Source organism: Marinococcus halotolerans DSM 16375, from assembly GCF_000420725.1.
Taxonomy (GTDB): domain Bacteria; phylum Bacillota; class Bacilli; order Bacillales; family Marinococcaceae; genus Marinococcus; species Marinococcus halotolerans.
The window spans coordinates 1-19,351 of sequence record NZ_ATVM01000007.1; the positions used below are offsets into that span (position 1 = coordinate 1).

The window sequence follows — 19,351 nt, forward strand, 5'->3', positions numbered from 1 at the left end:
ACGGTATGAAAGCGAAGACTGCAGCGAGTGTCCGTTGAAACCCCAATGCACCACCGCCGAGGGCAACCGGCAGGTTCGCATCAACCCGGTATATGAAGAGGGCAAGGCGATCGCCCGCCGGGCGTTAACGAGCGACGAGGGAGCGTCCACCTATGCCCGGCGCAAGATCGAAGCCGAAAGTGTTTTTGGGCACTTGAAAGCGAATCGTCGCTTTCGCCGGTTTGCCCTGCGGGGCACCGCCAAGGTGACCACGGAATTTGGATTGTTGGCCGTCGCCCATAACTTACGGAAAAAAGCGGAAAATACGAAAAAAGAAGCCGGAGAAACATCTCCAGCTTCCGCTTAAAGAGCTATCATTCGAATTTTGGGACAGCCCCGATGATAAACTCCCCATTATAGCCGGAATAAATTTCCCCACGTACAATACAAACCATAGCCAAGAAAGGAGTGCTGTGGTTTGTGAAAACGAAAGGGGAATTTTTTATGATTAAGGAAATGAAAGAACGGGGGATGTCGATCTCCGATATTGCCCGCGAGCTTCGCATGGACCGAAAAACCGTACGAAAATATCTCACGGCTCCGTCAGCACCGGTACCATCCAAACGGAAACAGAAAGCCAGTAAACTCGATCCCTACAAGCCGTATCTGGACCAGCGCATGTTGGAAGATCAGGTATGGAATAGTGTGAAATTGTTCGAAGAGATTGAGGTGAAGGGCTACGACGGAGGTCTTACCATTCTGAAGGATTATATGAAGCCCTACCGGGCTGCCGCCAAGAAAAAGTATACAATGCGGTATGAAACCCGGCCGGGCGAACAAATGCAGGTGGATTGGAAAGACGTTGGCCTGGTGGAGATCGACGGCAGCCAGCATAAACTGTCCCTATTCGTGGTGATTTTGGGGTATTCACGCATGAAGTATGCCTGGTTAACCGACAAACAGGACCTGGAGCATGTGATGGAAGGGCTCATTCGAGCATTTGAGTATTTTGGCGGAGTCCCGCAGCGCCTTTTGTTCGACAACATGAAGACAGTGGTCCATGGCAGAGATCAGGGACGGGTGTTGTGGAATGAACGATTCGCGGCCTTTGCCGATTATTACGGATTTATTCCCAAGGCCTGCCGACCCTACCGGGCCCAAACGAAAGGCAAGGTGGAGCGATCGATTCAATACCTGCAGAATCATTTTCTTCAGGGCCGACCGATTACCTCCCTGGATCAGACGAATCTGGAGCTTTTACGATGGCTGGACCAGACCGGCAATCGAAAGATTCATCAAACGACAGGCATCTCCCCTCAGGAACGTTGGGCCGACGAACAGCTGCGGCCGATACATACCGTGAAACGGTACGATACCAGTTATCATACGTACCGAAAATCGCACTGGGATGGCTCGCTGTCCTACCGGGGAGAGAAATGGATGCTTGCCTCCGCCTTTGCGGGCAAAGATATATTGATTAAAGAAACGCTTCATGGCGACCTATCGATGTTTTGTCAGGGCTCGCCGGTTTCGTTTCAGCGATTCGGCCCGTCAGCTTCTCGATGGGGAGACTACAACAAAAAGAAACAGATGGCCCCGGCTGACCACCGGCCATCTGCTTCCCTATCTTCGTTGGATGTCGACACGCGTTCGTTGACGTTTTATGATCGGTTCTCGCTGGGAGAACAATCATGAACAAGCGCCTTGAAGCCATGTGCCGCACCTTGAACCTGCCAGTCACCGCGGACCGATGGTCCGCCATGGCCCAACAGGCTTCCACCGATAATATAGCCTATTCGACGTTTTTATACAACCTTCTGGAAGAAGAAGTGGCAGCCAAGCATGCCCGGTCGGTGCAGACACTCCTCAAGTTTGCCCGCCTCCCGTTTCGAAAGACCCTGGATGATTTCGATTTCCCGGCCCAGCCCTCCGTGGATCACCGGCGTATGCAGGAATGTGCCACTTTATCCTTTATCGAGGCGAACGAAAACCTGATTTTCCTTGGCCCTCCGGGCATTGGAAAAACACATCTCGCTGTTTCGCTGGGGCTGGAAGCCATCGCTCATGGCTACAAAACGTATTTTGTGACAGCGCACGAGCTCGTGCTTCAGTGCCAAAAGGCGGACGCCGAAGGCCGGCTGGAGAAAAAGATCCGCAGCCTGGTCAAACCATCGGTGCTCATTATTGATGAAATGGGCTATATGAAGCTGGATCCAGGCAGCGCTCATTATCTGTTTCAGGTGATCGCCCGTCGGTACGAACGCGGACCGATTCTCCTCATGTCGAATAAAGCCTTTGGCGAATGGGGAGAAATCATGGGCGATTCCATCATCGCGACAGCGATGCTTGACCGGCTGCTCCACCACTCCCATATTTTCAACATGAAAGGAGAAAGCTACCGAATGAAAGAAAAACAGAAGGAAGACTAAGCTTCCTTCTGGGGAATTTTATTCCGTCGTTTTTGGGGAAAGATCGACCGGCCTTGACAATAAGACCCAATTCCATTTTGCACTAAACAATTAGCCACGCAAAAAGACAGCCTCCTGCACGGCTGCCTTTTTGCTAGATAGAATGCACATGTATTCTACTGTCCCTACAGGACATATTTAGATTATCTTATTATTCGCTTTATGTCTACAGTTCAAAGCGTATTAGTTCGATTTGTTAAAGCCGATGATAAACAGGAACATTTAAGCGGCTTGACCCCGATAAAACACCGGATTCAAGCCGCTTAAGAGTTTCACTTATTTTCATTGTCTACTTGACGGGGGTCATGAACTGACCCCCGGCTATCTGTTTCTATGCGTTCCCTGGATGTCGACACACGTTCGTTGACGTTTTATGACCAGTTCTCGTTGAGAGAACAGCCATGATTAAGCGCCTTGAAGAAATGTGCCGCACCTTGAACCTGACGGCAAAATCGAACAAAAGTTCGGTTTTGATATTATTTATTTTTCCTCTCAGTAATATTTTCATTTGGAAATTTACTCAAATCTTTATCTGACATAATCGGCACGATACCTAGAATAGGCAAACCGATTTCTTTTTCTACGTCTTGTTCAGTTTTGACTGTTTTGTCCAGAAAATCTAATAAAAATGCTAGCCCAATACCGACCATTAAACCAATCACAAAACCTAATACCAAGTTTAATGTTGGTTGAGGAGAAATAGGACTGTTACTATTTTCCATTTGTGCTTCAGATAGTATACTTACATTATCAACATCCATAATTTCAGGAATTTGCTGTTCAAATATTGTCGCTAATGTATTAGCAATTGTAACAGCAGTTTCAGGATTTGAATCTTCTACTGTTATATTAGCTACTTGTGATTCCTCTTCTGCTGAAATTGTAATTTTTTCTCTTAGTTCTCCCACAGAATCATTAAGTCCAATTTCTTGAATTACCGGTTCTAGAATAGTAGGGCTTGCCATTATGACACTGTATGTATTTATAAACTCTCTATTCGACTGTAGTTCTTGCGAAGTAATAGGTTCTTCTCCTACTTGAGACTGGTTCACTAAAACTTGTGTTGAAGCCTGGTACTGGGGAGTCATAATAAAATACGTAACTATAGCACTAATTATAATTCCTAAAAGTGTAATAGCAATAATTAAGCCTATACGCTTCTTTAGCGTTTGAAATAATTCCTGGAGACTAATTGTTTCTTCCATACAATCCTCCGATAATTTTAAATTTTTTCCCATGCTAAAATGCTAATTAATAAACTAATTTATTTTTGACTTAAAATTTCATTGATAATCTTTATCCTGTGTAAATAATAAAATTTGCCTCCAACACTGAAACACATACTTCTAAATTTACTCTTTATTATTCAAGATACCTTAATAAAGCATTTTTCCAATGTGGCATTGCTTCAAAATTATTTAGTTTTAATGATAAATTTTCTAGCACTGAATATTTAGGTCTTCTCGCTTTAGTTGGAAATTCTTGAGAAGTCACCGGTATTATATTTATTTCGATATTCTTAATTCTAAAGATTTCTTTTGCAAACTCATACCATGAGCATTCCCCGCTATTAGTTACATGATAAGTTCCATACAAATTTGAGGAACTGAATTGTTTTATACTATTAGCTAAATCAATTGCATATGTTGGAGAGCCAATTTGATCATTTACAATTCTTAATTCGTCTTTTGATTTAGATAAATTTAACATAGTATTAACAAAATTTTTCCCACCATGTCCAAAAACCCATGATGTTCTCACAATAAAAAATTTTGAATGAAAATTTTTGACAAAGTTTTCCCCTTCTAATTTTGATAGTCCATAAGAATTTAATGGATTGGTTGAAGTAAATTCATTAATTTTTTTTATGTGTTCGCCATCAAATACATAATCAGTGCTTATATAAATCAATTTAGCATTGGCGTATTCAGCTTCAATAGCTACGTTTCTAGTTCCAAAAGAATTGACTAGATATGCTAACTCTTTTTTATTTAAATCTTCTGCCCCCTCTACATCTGTATAGGCAGCAGTGTGTATAATTATATTTGGTAAATTCAATCTTATGGCTTTTTTTACTTCATTATAGTTTGAAACGTCTAACTCATCTTTACCATAACTAATTACTTCATAATCTTCTTCAAACAATTGTTTTAAAGCCCTACCCAGTTGGCCGTTTCCTCCTGTTATTAAAACTTTATTTCCCATTAATTATTCTCCTAACAACGATTCTTCTCAACATCTTCCACCCAAGAAGCATTATTTAAATACCAATTTAATGTATGATTTATACCCTTTTCAAAAGTTTGTTCAGGTTCCCATCCAAGTTCATTTTTGAGCTTTGAAGAATCGATAGCATATCTTCTATCATGACCTTTTCTATCTTTTACATATTCTATTAAATCGTAAGACTTGTTCAAATATCTAAGGATGTTTTTTATTACTTCTATATTAGCAATTTCATTATTTCCGCCTATATTATAAACTTCACCTTCATTACCATATTTTAATACTGTAAATATAGCCTTACAATGATCATCTACATGTAACCAATCGCGTATTTGCTTTCCATCTCCATATACTGGCAATTTTTCGTCACGCAAGGCTTTTTTTATTACCATAGGTATTAACTTTTCTGGGTGCTGGTAAGGTCCATAATTATTTGAACATCTAGTAATTATACCTGGAAAATCATAAGTTTTATAATAGGACCTAACCAATAAATCTGCTCCAGCTTTACTAGATGAATAAGGGCTATTAGGTTTTAAAGGAGAACTTTCGCTAAAATGATTTCCGTTCTCTATGGACCCATAAACTTCGTCAGTAGATATTTGAATAAATCTATCTATAGAGTTCTTTTTAGCTTGGTTTAACAAACTCTGTGTTCCCATTAAATTTGTTTCAAAAAAAAGTTTAGGACCTTCTATACTTCTATCCACATGTGACTCTGCAGCAAAATTTAAAATAACATTTATATTAAATTTATTAATGATCAAGTTTATTAAATCTTCATTATTTATATCTCCATATATAAACTCATATTTATGACTATTTACATCCAATAAATTATTTCTATTTCCAGCATAGGTTAATAAATCTAAATTCACTACGTTATAATCAGAATTTTTTAGCACATAACGTATAAAGTTACTTCCAATAAATCCATTTCCACCTGTAACTAAAATATTCATTTTAAGCTCCTTAATTTATATTAGTTATATTTGGATTAATTTTATCTTTTTCAGATAATATGGGAGAATCTGTTGGCCAATTTATTGCTAATTTTTCATCGTTCCAAATAATTCCATTATCATGTTCTTTTGAATAATACTCATCAACTTTATATATTACGTGGGTATTTTTAACTAATGTACAAAAACCATGTGCAAATCCTTTGGGGACTAGCATCTGGCGTTTGTTATTCTCACTTAATATAGAAGTAGCATATTTTCCATAGTTTAAAGAATCTTTTCTTAAATCTACTGCTACATCAAATACGGCTCCTTTTATAACTTTCACAAGCTTCGTTTGAGCCTTAGGATTAGCTTGGTAATGAAGTCCTCTAATTGTGTGAGGCTCAACTGAGAACGAATGATTATCTTGAATAAAATCATGATTAAATCCTAACTCTTGAAAGGTTTTTTTGTTGTAACTTTCCGTAAAAAACCCCCTGTTATCTGCAAAATATTTAGTTTCTAAAATAAAAACTTCTGGATGTTCTGTTCGTAATATTTTAATTTTAAAACCTCCACTTATTTTCTTTTAAAGGTGCGCATTATATATTAATCTAAGAATTTTGTATTGTCTCCCAATTAAATGATAACCTACTTATATCTTCACTATTTATATGAACGCCGTATTGGACTTCAATTATTTCTAAATCTGTAGTAGCTTTAACAGCATGTTTTGTATTTAAAGGAATTTTTATTATATCTCCTCTTTCAATTAGTCCAATTTTCCCATCGATAATTACTTCACCTTCACCCTTAACTACAGTCCAACTTTCCTCTCGAAAATTATGATAATGATAACTAGAATTTTTTCCCTTATTAATAGCAATTTTTTTTGTTACCATCTCATTGTTTTCATCATATTTTGAGTATTCTAATGTTTTAGACCATCCCCACCTTCTTTCTTCATACATTATAGGTTGATTAAAGTTTTTGATTAATTCTTTTATATTTTTATTACTATTTTTATCACTGACTAATATACCGTCAGGACTAATAGCTACAATAGCATTGTGGATATTGGATACTACTGCCGGTATATCTAGTTCATTAATTAAATGGGTATTAGTGCATGATTCATCTATATGACCTTGGCCAACTTGATTAGTAGCCATTTCTTCAGTAACAGTATTCCAAGTACCTAAGTCTTTCCAAAAACCATTATAATTTCTGACTATAAAATTAGAACCCCTTTCTAAAACTTCATAATCAAAACTATTTTGTGGTAAAGAATTGAAATTTCTCGATAACCATGAATAATCAAAATTCAATCCAATTTTTTCAACGATTTTTCTTAAAAATTTAATTTGGAAAGTAAATATCCCACAATTCCAAACCGCTTGTTTTTCTAAGAGTATCGCGGCTTCTTTTTCAGTTGGCTTTTCAACAAATTTTTTAACTTTTGAGACTTCCACTCCGACTCTTTCCGGTATTATATATCCATATTTTTCCGAAGCATAAGTAGGCGGCGTTCCTACCAAACCTAAGTCAAATTCACTATTGGTTAAATCCTTTTCTAAATTTTTAATGACATCAAAAAAATGATCTTCAACGTAAGAATCCACGGGTAAAACGGTGACTATTTCATCGTCTGATAGATTTTTTTCATTTTGTAAGTAAGATAGAGCAAGTACAATGGCTGGAAAAGTGTCTCTTCTTTCTGGTTCTATAACTATAGGTACTTTGGAACCCAACTGATTTTTTAAAATATCTTCTTGAGACTTTGAAGTTGCTATTATAGTACTATCCGCCATCGAATTAGCTTCAATTTGACTCCAAGTTTTTTGCACCATAGAAATATTTTCGCCTTTGAAATTATTTAACAACTTCAAAAATTGTTTAGATCTTGTTTCATTTGAGAGTGGCCATAATCTTTTTCCAGATCCGCCTGAAAGCAAAATACAGTGCATACTTACCACCTTAGGTTTTTATCATAGTGTAAAGCTCTTGTTCAAAAGTTTTTAAAATAGTATTTTGGTTAACGTATTTTTTTGAATACTCTAAAGCGCAGTCTTCCATACTTCTTTTTAAATCAGTTTCTTTAGCTAGTTTAAGCATTTCTTCAAGTAGCCGTTGAGAATTCTCCGAAGGCGTAGCTATTCCAAAACCAAATTCTTTTACAATATTATGCAATGTTGTATTTTCATCCGCAGTTATAATACTTGCTTTCCCTGAAGCAACAATATTTGTCAATTTAGAAGGCATTACCAAATCTCCAGCTTCTCTTTTTTGAATGATCAAATGAATATCGGCTGCGGCTAACAATTCTGGCAATTTTTCTACAGGTTGTACATTTAAAAAATGAATATTTTTTAAATTAAGCTCTTCTGCTTTATCTATTAATTGTTTTTTTCCTGAACCTTCTCCAACTATGGCTATTTTAATATTTTTTTCTGTAATATTTTTTCCTACATCTAGCAATATGTCTAATCCTTGCTTTTCTCCAATGTTTCCAGCATACATAAACAATACATCATCAGAGTCTAGCTTCCATAAATTTCTGTAATAATTTTTCATTCGATCATCACTAAACCTACCAACATTAGACCAATTTGGAAACAAGCTAAGTTTATTTTCTTTCAAGCCTTTTTTTGCAATTTTCTTTTTCATTGCTTCTGTAATAGTGGTAATTTTATTTGCTTCACTAAGAATTCTTTTTTCAATTAGGTATAAAAAGCGAATTAACGATTTTGATTTAAGCATATTTAGTTTTTCCGCCGCATCCACTTGCAAATCTTGTATATGAAAAACCCAAGGGACTTTCCTGAATTTCTTATAAAGAGTTGGAAAAATTCCTGTTAATAATGGGGGGGATACTGCTATAACTACATCATATTTTTTTTTATTCAATAAAATTGGCATCCAATACTTTATAGAATAAACTAAAAAAGACATTTCCATAAGTATCCTGCCTTTTGCATTTATCGTTGATTCTTTTTGAATTACAAGAGGTGTTCTATAAATTTTCACCCCATCAATTTCTTCATAATAAAATTTTTTTTCATTGTATTTATCATGAATTTTCCATTGGGGATAATGCGGTAATGAAGTAATAACTTCTACCTCATGTCCTTGATTTGTTAACCAATTAGCTAATTCTCCGTTGTATTTCCCTGTTCCCGTAGGTTCTGGAGCATAATTGATACTATAAAGCAGTATTTTCATGACTCATATACCTCCAGGTTTTTCTTTTTTATATCAAAAGCTACCATTTTTTTGATTAATTCATCAAATGAAGTTTTTTTTGAGTCCCATTTCAATAAATCTTCTGCTTTAGAAGGGTCTCCCATTAATTGCTCTACTTCAGCTGGTCTAAAATATTTTTCTTCAACTTTGATAATAGTTTTTCCGGTTTTCAAATCAATTCCTATTTCGTTAACGCCCTCCCCTTCCCATTTTATATTAATTCCTACTTCTAAAAAGGTTTTTTCTACAAACTCTCTTACTGTATGCATTTCTCCAGTAGCTATTACAAAGTCTTCCGGTGTATCGTGTTGAAGCATCAACCACATACACTCTACATAATCTTTTGCGTAACCCCAGTCACGCTTTGCATCTAAATTGCCCAAGTAGAGCTTTTCTTGCTTACCATATGCTATACGAGCGGCTGCCAAGGTAATCTTTCTAGTAACGAACTCTTCTCCGCGACGCTCGGATTCATGATTGAATAGAATACCGTTTACTGCAAACATATTATACGATTCACGGTAGTTTTTGGTAATCCAAAAACCATACATTTTTGCTACGCCATAAGGAGAACGTGGATAAAAAGGAGTTGTTTCACTTTGAGGAACTTCCTGCACTTTACCATAAAGCTCAGACGTGGAAGCTTGGTAAATTCTAGTTTTTTCACTCAACTTTAAAATACGCACTGCTTCTAAAATACGGAGAGTACCAACGCCATCTACATCCGCTGTGTATTCCGGCATATCAAAAGAAACTTTTACATGAGACTGAGCAGCAAGGTTATAAATTTCATCCGGCTGCGTTTCGCTGATTAAACGAATAACATTCATTGAATCAGTCATATCTCCGTAATGGAGATGGAAATTTTCGTTTTTCTTTACTCCTTCAATATGTATTTCGTCCAATCTATCTAGATTATAGGACGAACTCCTGCGAATGATGCCGTGGACCTGATAATCTTTTTCCAATAATAATTCGGCTAAATAAGATCCGTCTTGGCCTGTTACTCCAGTGATTAAGGCTATTTTCATTTTCTTCCTCCAATAGCTTTTTCATGATTTTCTAAAAACCAGCGATATGTTTTTTCCAAACCTTCTTTTAAATCTGTTTTAGCGCTCCAACCAAGGTCATTAATCTTAGTAGTATCTACTAGTTTCCTTGGTGTACCGTCCGGCTTAGAAGTGTCAAAGTTTAAGTCTCCTTCGAAACCAACTACTTCTTTCATTAATAACGCTGCTTCTTTAATCGAAATATCTTTCCCTACCCCAATGTTAATGATTTCACTGTCGTTATAATGTTCCATTAAAAACAGACAGCCATCAGCTAAATCATCGGAATAAAGAAATTCTCTTAATGGTGTACCGCTTCCCCACACTTCCACACTTCCTTCATTATTTTCTTTAGCTTCATGAAATTTACGCATCAAGGCCGGCAATACATGTGATTTTTCTAAATCGAAGTTATCTCCAATACCATACAAATTCGTTGGCATTACTGGAATAAAGTTCGTTCCATATTGCCTATTATAAGATTCACACATCTTCACGCCAGCGATTTTTGCTATAGCATAAGGCTCATTTGTAGGTTCTAGTTCACCTGTAAGCAAAGCCTTTTCATTTAAGGGCTGTTCCGCATGTTTTGGGTAGATACATGTACTTCCTAAAAACATCAGTTTTTTAACATCGTTTTGATAGGCAGCATCGATAACATTTGTTTGAATCAATAAATTATCTCTAATAAAGTCAGCAGGGTATTCATTATTTGCTACTATGCCTCCTACTTTAGCAGCTGCCAGGAATACATAATCAACTTCTTCTTCAGCAAAAAATTGTTCTACCTCATGCTTTTCCCGTAGATCAAGCTCTTTGCTATTTCGGGTTATCACATTCGAATACCCTTCTTCTTCTAGTTTACGATAAATAGCAGAGCCAACTAATCCCCTATGGCCGGCTACATATATCTTCGAATTTTTTTTCATTTAGCCACCTCTTAATCAATCTATAATTGAAGTTAATTTTTTTAAATACATATCATACTGGTTTTTAGGATTATTTACACTCAAAGAAAACAAGTCTTGTTTACTTATAAAACCTTCACTGTAGGCTATTTCTTCAATACAAGCTATCATTAAACTTTGTCTTTTTTCTATGGTTTCAATAAACTGAGAAGCTTCTAATAAGGTTTCATGTGTACCTGTATCTAACCATGCATAACCTCTTCCAAGTAATTCAACATTAAGCTTTCCTTGCTGTAAATATTCTTGGTTTATATCTGTAATTTCTAACTCGCCTCGATGCGAAGGTATGACATTTTTTGCTATTCTAACAACATCATTATCATAAAAGTATAAGCCTGTGACAGCGTAATTCGATTTAGGTACTTTTGGCTTTTCTTCCAAAGATACAGCTTTTAAATTTTTGTCGAAATTTACTACACCAAAACTAGTAGGGTTATTTACATAGTAACCAAAAATAGTAGCTCCATACTCAATTCCACTTGCTTTCTTTATTAAGTTAGTCAATCCATGACCATAAAATATATTATCACCTAATATTAAGGCAACGCTGCTCTTTCCAATAAATTCTTCGCCTATTATAAAAGCTTCAGCTAAACCCCTAGGTTCTTCTTGTACTTTATATTTAATATCTAAACCTAGCCAATCTCCATTTCCTAGAAGACTTCTAAATGACTCGATATCTCTTGGCAAACATATAATTAAAATTTCTTTTATGCCAGCTAGCATCAATACGGATAGTGGATAATATATCATCGGCTTATTATATACAGGTAATAACTGTTTTGAAACTACCTTTGTTATCGGTGCAAGCCTCGTCCCATTACCACCGGCTAAAATGATCCCTTTCAATTTTCTCCCTCCTCCTTATATTTAAGTTGCAGTTACTACCATTTTAAGTCTTTCTCCATTTTCAATTCTATCAATAACTCACCGGCCTGTTTTTTCATGTCTCTTTTATTTCTTTCTGAGAAATTGTTTTTCCAACTATTTTTTTCTCCTTTTCTAAATGTATGTGACTTTGCAGGATTAATATTTTCTAAAGCCTTTGTTACGTAATTTGAATCAAAATTTATATTATTCTTTTCACAGTAATAAATTAACATTTTCTCAATAGTATCATGTTTATTGCTTGATATTAAATCTTCATACCTTAAAGAAAAAGTGTTACTTCTATTAATCCATTCTTTGTACCTTTCAAATCTTGTACCAATGTCAGGATAGTAAATTCCTTTCTCATCTAGACCATTTATAGCTAAAGAAATTGCTTCATCCATTGATAAATTTTTAAAATATTTATTTAATTTATGCCATTTATTCATTTTTGATAAATAGTAAGCTTCAGAAATAACTACATCTCTTAAATCTCTATAGATAAAAAAATGAACAATATTCTTTTTTTTAATAATCTCTTCAAAACCACTATTAAACATTAAATGCGCAGGAACTACTTCATGATCAGTAATATTTTCTATTTTCTTATTAATTTTCCAGTTGTTTAGTTCTTTAAATGTTAATGATGGTTGAGAGGCTATGAAGTCATGTTGATAATTTACATTTGGGAATTTTTGGATAACTTGAAGTAATAAATGTGTTCCACTTTTGGGAAAAGAATTTACTATAACTGAACCTTCACCTTTTTTATTACCAATTATAATATTTTTTTTAAATTTCATAATTACTTTATTTGTTTTTCTAAAAAAAACTGATTTTTTAATTTTCATTTTTATCTTTTCCTTTAGACCAATTTTTTAACTCTCTATCTAATAATTTTTCTAAGGTTTGATTATATTTATAATAATGCTTTTCTAATTTTGTTTTTGTCTCTTCGTCTATATTTACAGTTTTGCTTTTTCCTCTTAAAAAAATAATTAATACTTTCTTTAATTTACTTGGCAAAACCTTGGCTATTTTTTGCACGTTCTTAGTACCAACTAATCTATATATAGGAAAAGCAGATCTAGATAACGATTCATTTTTTTTATTTACATCTATTTTCTCATTTTTATCCACGCCTAAAAATTCAAATATTTCCCTTAATTCTTTTTCAGGATCTGAAATTAAATCTTCTAATAAAATGATGTGCATTTGATTTTTTTCAAAATAATGCATGTAGTTTAGCAATTGCTCTGAATAATATCCCATATCTATATAAGTTCTATATAAAATCTTGTTTTGTTTTAAAGCCTCAAAATTATTTTTCCAATTTTCTTTTCCTTTTTCACCCACAAAAGTATTCTCTTTATTAATTCTATTAAAATTATTTTCTATCGCAGATTTAAAACTTAGATTTTCTCTGCCTTTTTGACGATGCATCCACCATGCTGAAAAAGCTCTTTGTGTTGGATTTCTTAAAATAATAATGAGTTTCATTTCAGGGTTAAATTGATGTATTTTTTTAGGTACAAATGGAACATATAAATATGATGGAGTTGCTTCCCCAACCGCTTTTTCACCATTCCAATTTTTAAAATATTTTTTTATATAGTAATCATAAGATTTTTCATCTGATTCTACCTCAAAAAAATGAGTTTCTTTTGGGTTACTCATTAATATATCTGAATGTTGACTTAAATAATGGTGTAATGAAGTTGTACCAGCTTTAGATGCTCCAACAATAATGAAATTTGGCTTCAAATAAACTCTCTCCCTCTACAATTCTATATTTGAATAATTATAATCAGTTACTATTTTATTATTACGTATTTCTTTATAATAATTCACTAACTCTTCGTCTTTCTTGAATGCAAAAGCCCTATTTTGATCTAAATTTTGACTTATAAAATTTAATTCTTTATCTTCAAAGTCAACTTTTAAAAACTGAGAAATATTTTTTAAATACATTTTAGGATTTCTTAAATATTCTTCGTAAGAGAAAGAATACACAGAACCTTTATATTTTTTTTCTACTAATTTAGCTTTTGTCATATATTTTTCCCACAAATCAATTCCTCCGTCTAAGTTCAAAACTTTGAATGAATTAATATAATCAATATCTTTATTTAAAATGTTTTTCTTTATTCTGTTTTTAAGACTACTCTCGAAATTTTTTATATTATTAATTTCTCTATTTTGTAGGCTTTTAGCTACATCTATGGGATTCCTATAAATATGAATGATTTTTGCTTTCGGGAAAATTTCTTTCCATAAGTCAACAGTAAAAGTGTTTTGAGGGTCTTTCCAACCAAATTCACCTAAGTTGGTGAACTTCAGATTTTTATGTAGATACCTTAATTTCTTATAAAATTTTATATCAAAACTCATTTTATTTATTATTTCTTTTTTTAATGAAGGGTGCTTTTCTAACTCATAATATCTTTCTACTTCATCCCATCGTGCATAGCATTGTCTTAGGATCCATTTATTCAATTCTAGAAAAAAAAGTGATTCATTATTTTTTTCTTTTTTTTCACCCATAAATATACCTGCTTTTTCTAAATGTTTGCTTAACATAGTTGTTCCAGATCGGTGCATACCAATTACTATAACTGGTGATAATTCTTCTAATCTTTTTTGTTGTTTCATGAAATACCCCTTTAAAATATTTTTTTGATTTTATTTTTTAGTACATCTAATTCATTATTGTCTAAAGCAGTAAAATATATTAACGCAGAATAAACGAAATAAATCAATAAAAATTTGAGAAGCATACTAAGTGAATTCGGTTCTATAATTACATTCACAAAAATTAAATTCACAACTCCAACTGTAATCAATATAGAAATAAATACACCAAAATAGCTTCTTGTAAAAGGATGCATTTCACTAATTTTCCATAGAGAAATTACTAACATAATATTCAAAATTGTAACACTTAAAGTTATAGACAGAGCAGCTCCAAAGAGCCCAAAATAAGGTATAGTTGAAATAGCAATAATCAATGTTAACAATACTTGGATAGAGGTATTTATTAACATTTTTTTTTGTTCCCCCATTATTAGAAGTAAATTCCCACAAGAACCGGTAGATATTTTAATCAATTGACCTATTACTAAAATTTGAAGCACATAACCATATTGGCTGAATTCTTCACCAAACAATAATAGTAATTCTCCAGGAGCTATTAACATTGGTAAACAAATAAAACCTCCTAATATCAATGTCCACTTTGTGCTTATTTTATACATTTTCTCTAATTCATTATTTCTTTCATTAGCATAGTAATTAGACATTATAGGAAAAAAAACCATACTCATTGACATAATAACCATATTAATAAGGCTTGAAGTTTGTTGGGGAGCTCTAAAAAAACCTACCTCCTCGCCTGAAACTAAAATACCTAATAGTAATACTATTGCCACGGGCCCAAATTGGTTCAATAATCTAATTGAAGTAAATGATGGGGCTAGTTTAATTATCTCGGAATCAAATTTAAAATTCACTGTTTTTTTGATTAATGTTTTTCTATTAAATAAAATTGAAAACAAGGCACCTATAGCATAACTAAGGAAAAAACCAAAAAATATATAACCGATATTATTTAAATTTAAATAATTAAAAATTAATAGTATAATAAAAAAAGCAATTGGCCTGATTATTTTTTCAGGTATTACTGATCTTATGTAAGCAAATTCACTTCTATTAAATGTTTTAAAATACAATATGATAGTCTGCGCTGGTATTATGAGAGTTAAAGGTAAAATATACATATAAACATTATCAAATTGTGTATAATTTTCCACAAAAGGAAATATCGATACTAATACTAATACAGTGAAAATAGAAGTTATAGTTAAAAAAAACTGAGTAGATTTTAATAAACTATAGTAAGAATCTAAGCCTCTTTTAATTTTTAAAGGAATTAACTTCAAAAGAGTTTGTTCTGTTCCGCCCATTGCTAATATAAATAAATATAACAAAATACTTTGAAAAAAAGTAAACATACCAAAATCATGCGAAGTAATTGCTCTTGCTATTAAAGCTAAGTTCAAAAAAGAAAAGAAAGAACTTATCAATAAAGCTGCAAAAGTTATTCCTGTATTTAAAGATATTTTTTCAGTATTCATTTTTCTCACTTCTGCTTTTTTCTCGACTTATTTCATCATAACTCACTTTAATATCTCCAGTGTTTTTCTTTATCACAAATTTCACAGAAAACAATTTAAGGAAAATCATTAATAATATAATTTTTTGTAATATTAATGGAGAGATTATAAAATTAGACCATCCGCCCATTAGTATGCTTGAAGCTAATAAAGCATATAATAGATTCTTAAACAAATCATCTTGTTTTTTATAATACAAATATAAAAAAGGGATAATTGTTAATAGTAAAGGGAGCGCTATAAACAAAGATCCAAAATCTACATAGTAATAACCAAATAAAGTAGCTATTACTTCAGCTTTATATGCCGGATTAGTTAATGAAGCAAAATAATCAGTTTGAGGATAACTTTCTATAATATTATTCAGTTGAAATATTCCTAAAGTTATTGGTCTCAGAGTGTATAAACCATATGTTAAAAAAGAATCTCCCATGTTAGTTGTATTTCTAACTAATAAATCAAAATTCTCAAAGCTTAATGGAAAATAACCGTAATAATAAGCTATTAAATTGAATGGGTCATTGGGACCTGTATACATTATACTTTCACTGTAGTCTATATTATATGAATAACCTGCTGTCGAACGATAGTTGGCAATAAAAACCAAAGAAAATAGTAAAGAAAAAACACCGCCAACCAACATCAATATCTTTTTTAAATTAAATTTAACTAAGTATGTAAATAAAACAATAACCAGTAAAGCAGTTAAAATAAAATCTATCCGACTTAATTTAAGTAAAGGCAAACTTATTAATAAAAAACTTAAAAGTAAGTCGAATTTATTTTTTTCTTTAAAATAATAAACAACTAAAAATATTCCTATGATTCCACTTGCCGTGCTTGTAAAAAAATCTAATCCAGGCACACTATCTTTGTGTAAGCTTGCAGTTGCATTCAAAAAAGGTAAAAAACTACCACTTATAATAAAATTTTCTATCAAACCAATTCCTAATACTATTAATGAAATAATACGTATAATTCCTACATACTTTAGTACATCATAGTTTATTTTCTTTTTGGGGGGAGCTTTTATTAGCAACAAAATAACTGGAAAAATAAACAAAATAACAAAAGCTTGTATAAAAATAAATATAGTATCCGTAACCCAGTAATCGTTTTGTAAACTAGAGAATCTAAAAGTAGCAATAATAAGATGGAAGAAAATACCTAAAAAAACTATATTAACAGGATTAAAAATATCCTTAGTTCTAAATGTAATAAAACCGCAAATTATAGAGAGAATTAATAAGCATAGTAATTGAGTCATTCCTACCTCCTTTGGATTTTTAATAGTAATATTTAAGAATTGCTTTTGTAGTTCCCTTCTCTAACTTATGAAAAATAATTTCCTTTAAAAAAGCATCAAAAATTCTGATTATTTTCCAAACATTAACTGTTAAATTTGAATGTGCTGTATACTCATTTAGATAATATAATTCACTTTTAATGTATTCAATATAAGAAAAAGAACCAATTTTTTGAGTCGACTGACCATGAAGATGAATAACTTCACAATCAAAAGCGATTGCACTAACTAAATTAAATTTTTCTATTCTTTTACTCAAAATATATTCTTCTTGATACAAAAAAGTATTTTCGTCAAACCCATTGATTAACCTAAAAGATTTTTCGCTAAAGAACAAAGCACTTCCTGAAATCACATCTACCAAGATTAAATTTATGTTATTGGGTTTATCTAAAAAATAATTATAATAAATTTTTCTAAATTCTTTATTAAATAAAGGAGCCTTCCTTAATAAAACTCCAAATAAGGTATTTGTCAAAAACCTGTCTTTCAACCTCCACTTTCTGCGTGCAGAAATCTTATCATATGTTCTATCTTTTAATTTTATATTTGCTCCAAGAACTCCAAAAGAATTCTCCAATCTTAGAGCATGTTTTAAAAACTTATTTAATATATGTTTATCTTCAACAATTATGTCGTTATTTATAGCCCAAATATAATCTGCACCGTTATCTATAGCTTTTCCTACACCATAATTTAATCCTTTAGCAAATCCAAGATTCTTTTCACTAGTAATTAAATAGATATCTTCAAGCTTTCTTAGAAATTCCAAAGAATTATCAGTAGAACCATTATCTAAAACCCAGATTTCTTTGTTTTCATATTTAATTTCTTTAAGATAACTTACACACTTATTAGTTAATTCACCATTGTTCCAATTTAAAATTACTATTGCTATTTTGGGATGCTTTTTATTTTCTTTCACTTTAATCTCCTTTATTTAAAAGTGTTTTTTTGTATAGATCAATGTGTTTACTTACCGAATTATCAATTGAATATTTCATAGCAAAGTTTCTCACTGTCATTGGATCTTTATTGTAGTCTCTCATGAAATTTTCTATTTTTTTTGCGATATCTTTTGCATTGGAATTTACATTTATGTAAACCCCAAAATCACCTAACACTTCTTTCATTACAGGTATGTCGTAAGCCAAAACTCTAGTTCCGCAAAGCATTGATTCTACTGAAGTTCTTCCAAATGTTTCCGCTGAGCTAAGGTTCACAAATAGATCTACCGAAGCATATATTTCACTCAATTGAACAGGGTCTTTTACATAACCATATTCTATCACTTTATAATTATTAATGATTGTTCGTAATTCATTACTTAAACCCTCTCCAACGATATGAATTTCATAATCTTCATTATTAGGGATTTCTTGTAAACTTTCTAATAGCGGTTTTATTCCTTTCCTTTCAGCTTTTAATACATTAGCCATTAATAAAATTTTATAATTGCTATTTGTGCTTTTTTTTGAATTAGTGTTATAGATAGTTGGATCAAATCCATTATTAATTGTATATATATTTGAATTCTTGAGATGTGACTTTTCTAAAGTATCTTTTACCCAATCGGTTAATGTAACAAATGTAATATTGTTTAATTCTCCTATAGACATTTCTTTTTTTCTAAACATGAAATTTGTGAAATCAAAAAAACTACTTTTAGGATACCTTTCTAAATGAGGACAATTTCCACAACCAATTTTCCACCTTTCGCAATCCAGGAAAAAAGCACATCCACCAGTAATAATCCAAAAATCTCTAACACTCCAAATCACTGGTTTGTCTTTAAATAAGTTTAAGTAGTCCATCTTCATAAAATAACCATGGAAATTATGAATATGTATTAAATCATACTGCGCAATTATTTTTTTTAATTTGTTTTTCTTACTGAAAGGATACCAAACTGAATCTAGACCCGTAAATCTAGTGATTAAAACATTAATGTTTTTCATAAATCTCTTGTATAGAAAAAACTTTTCTCCGGAATCTTCTTGGAATCCAATTAAAATATCAGAAGTTACACCAAATTCATTTAACTTTTCGCTTAACTGTTTCACACTTTTAGCCGCTCCACCGCTATCGAGACTGGTATTGATATGAAGAACCTTCATATATTTCTA

At 32.4% G+C, this 19,351-nt stretch carries 19 protein-coding genes; 3 read left to right on the top strand and 16 right to left on the bottom strand.

The features are described from left to right. From G548_RS17540 to istB, 3 genes are all read left to right on the top strand, one after another. The coding region (locus G548_RS17540; protein WP_022793403.1) for a transposase at positions 1-346 on the top strand (346 nt) is incomplete at its 5' end. A 113-nt stretch (positions 347-459) separates the two neighbouring features. After that, the gene (gene istA / locus G548_RS0106790; RefSeq protein ID WP_022793404.1) at positions 460-1,674 is read left to right on the top strand and encodes an IS21 family transposase; all 1,215 of its coding nucleotides are present in this window, start codon (positions 460-462) and stop codon (positions 1,672-1,674) included. Continuing rightward, a complete protein-coding gene (istB, locus tag G548_RS0106795; RefSeq protein ID WP_022793405.1) occupies positions 1,671-2,408 on the top strand; it encodes an IS21-like element helper ATPase IstB in 738 nt (245 codons plus the stop codon). The genes istA and istB overlap by 4 nt, the downstream gene beginning before the upstream one ends. Positions 2,409-2,923: 515 nt before the next feature. Here the strand turns inward: istB and G548_RS0106800 are convergent. From G548_RS0106800 to G548_RS0106875, 16 genes are all read right to left on the bottom strand, one after another. Beyond that, positions 2,924-3,652, bottom strand: a complete 729-nt coding sequence (locus G548_RS0106800) for a YveK family protein (protein ID WP_022793406.1) — start codon at positions 3,650-3,652, stop codon at positions 2,924-2,926. A 157-nt stretch (positions 3,653-3,809) separates the two neighbouring features. After that, a complete protein-coding gene (gene rfbD, locus G548_RS0106805) occupies positions 3,810-4,652 on the bottom strand; it encodes a dTDP-4-dehydrorhamnose reductase (RefSeq protein ID WP_022793407.1) in 843 nt (280 codons plus the stop codon). Positions 4,653-4,663: 11 nt separating this feature from the next. Beyond that, positions 4,664-5,635: a dTDP-glucose 4,6-dehydratase gene (rfbB, locus tag G548_RS0106810; protein WP_022793408.1), complete on the bottom strand. Its 972-nt coding sequence runs from the start codon at positions 5,633-5,635 to the stop codon at positions 4,664-4,666. 10 nt (positions 5,636-5,645) lie between these two features. Beyond that, positions 5,646-6,182: a dTDP-4-dehydrorhamnose 3,5-epimerase gene (gene rfbC, locus G548_RS18985; RefSeq protein ID WP_027847250.1), complete on the bottom strand. Its 537-nt coding sequence runs from the start codon at positions 6,180-6,182 to the stop codon at positions 5,646-5,648. Positions 6,183-6,231: 49 nt separating this feature from the next. Further along, positions 6,232-7,584 carry a sugar phosphate nucleotidyltransferase gene (locus G548_RS0106820; protein WP_022793409.1) on the bottom strand — a complete coding sequence of 451 codons (1,353 nt, stop codon included), beginning with the start codon at positions 7,582-7,584 and terminating at the stop codon, positions 6,232-6,234. Positions 7,585-7,594: 10 nt separating this feature from the next. Further along, complete coding sequence (locus G548_RS0106825; protein ID WP_022793410.1) at positions 7,595-8,839, bottom strand: WcaI family glycosyltransferase; 1,245 nt, start codon at positions 8,837-8,839, stop codon at positions 7,595-7,597. After that, positions 8,836-9,891 (bottom strand): GDP-mannose 4,6-dehydratase, encoded by a 1,056-nt coding sequence (gene gmd / locus G548_RS0106830; protein ID WP_022793411.1) that lies wholly within the window; start codon positions 9,889-9,891, stop codon positions 8,836-8,838. The genes G548_RS0106825 and gmd overlap by 4 nt, the downstream gene beginning before the upstream one ends. Continuing rightward, a complete protein-coding gene (fcl, locus tag G548_RS0106835) occupies positions 9,888-10,838 on the bottom strand; it encodes a GDP-L-fucose synthase (protein WP_022793412.1) in 951 nt (316 codons plus the stop codon). The genes gmd and fcl overlap by 4 nt, the downstream gene beginning before the upstream one ends. A 15-nt stretch (positions 10,839-10,853) precedes the next feature. Beyond that, positions 10,854-11,726 carry a glucose-1-phosphate thymidylyltransferase RfbA gene (gene rfbA, locus G548_RS0106840; protein WP_022793413.1) on the bottom strand — a complete coding sequence of 291 codons (873 nt, stop codon included), beginning with the start codon at positions 11,724-11,726 and terminating at the stop codon, positions 10,854-10,856. Between the two features lie 35 nt (positions 11,727-11,761). Further along, positions 11,762-12,598 (bottom strand): sulfotransferase domain-containing protein, encoded by an 837-nt coding sequence (locus G548_RS0106845; protein ID WP_022793414.1) that lies wholly within the window; start codon positions 12,596-12,598, stop codon positions 11,762-11,764. Continuing rightward, positions 12,588-13,511 (bottom strand): sulfotransferase family protein, encoded by a 924-nt coding sequence (locus G548_RS17545; RefSeq protein ID WP_022793415.1) that lies wholly within the window; start codon positions 13,509-13,511, stop codon positions 12,588-12,590. Before G548_RS17545 ends, G548_RS0106845 begins: the two co-directional genes overlap by 11 nt. Before the next feature lie 15 nt (positions 13,512-13,526). Continuing rightward, positions 13,527-14,399: a sulfotransferase family protein gene (locus G548_RS18705; RefSeq protein ID WP_022793416.1), complete on the bottom strand. Its 873-nt coding sequence runs from the start codon at positions 14,397-14,399 to the stop codon at positions 13,527-13,529. A gap of 11 nt (positions 14,400-14,410) precedes the next feature. Next, positions 14,411-15,880 (bottom strand): lipopolysaccharide biosynthesis protein, encoded by a 1,470-nt coding sequence (locus G548_RS0106860; RefSeq protein WP_022793417.1) that lies wholly within the window; start codon positions 15,878-15,880, stop codon positions 14,411-14,413. Then, positions 15,870-17,186, bottom strand: a complete 1,317-nt coding sequence (locus G548_RS0106865; protein ID WP_022793418.1) for an O-antigen polymerase — start codon at positions 17,184-17,186, stop codon at positions 15,870-15,872. The genes G548_RS0106860 and G548_RS0106865 overlap by 11 nt, the downstream gene beginning before the upstream one ends. A 19-nt stretch (positions 17,187-17,205) precedes the next feature. Continuing rightward, entirely contained in the window at positions 17,206-18,150 is a 945-nt protein-coding gene (locus G548_RS18710) for a glycosyltransferase (protein WP_022793419.1), read from the bottom strand. Between the two features lies 1 nt (position 18,151). Continuing rightward, a complete protein-coding gene (locus tag G548_RS0106875; protein WP_022793420.1) occupies positions 18,152-19,342 on the bottom strand; it encodes a glycosyltransferase in 1,191 nt (396 codons plus the stop codon). Positions 19,343-19,351 lie beyond the last annotated feature (9 nt).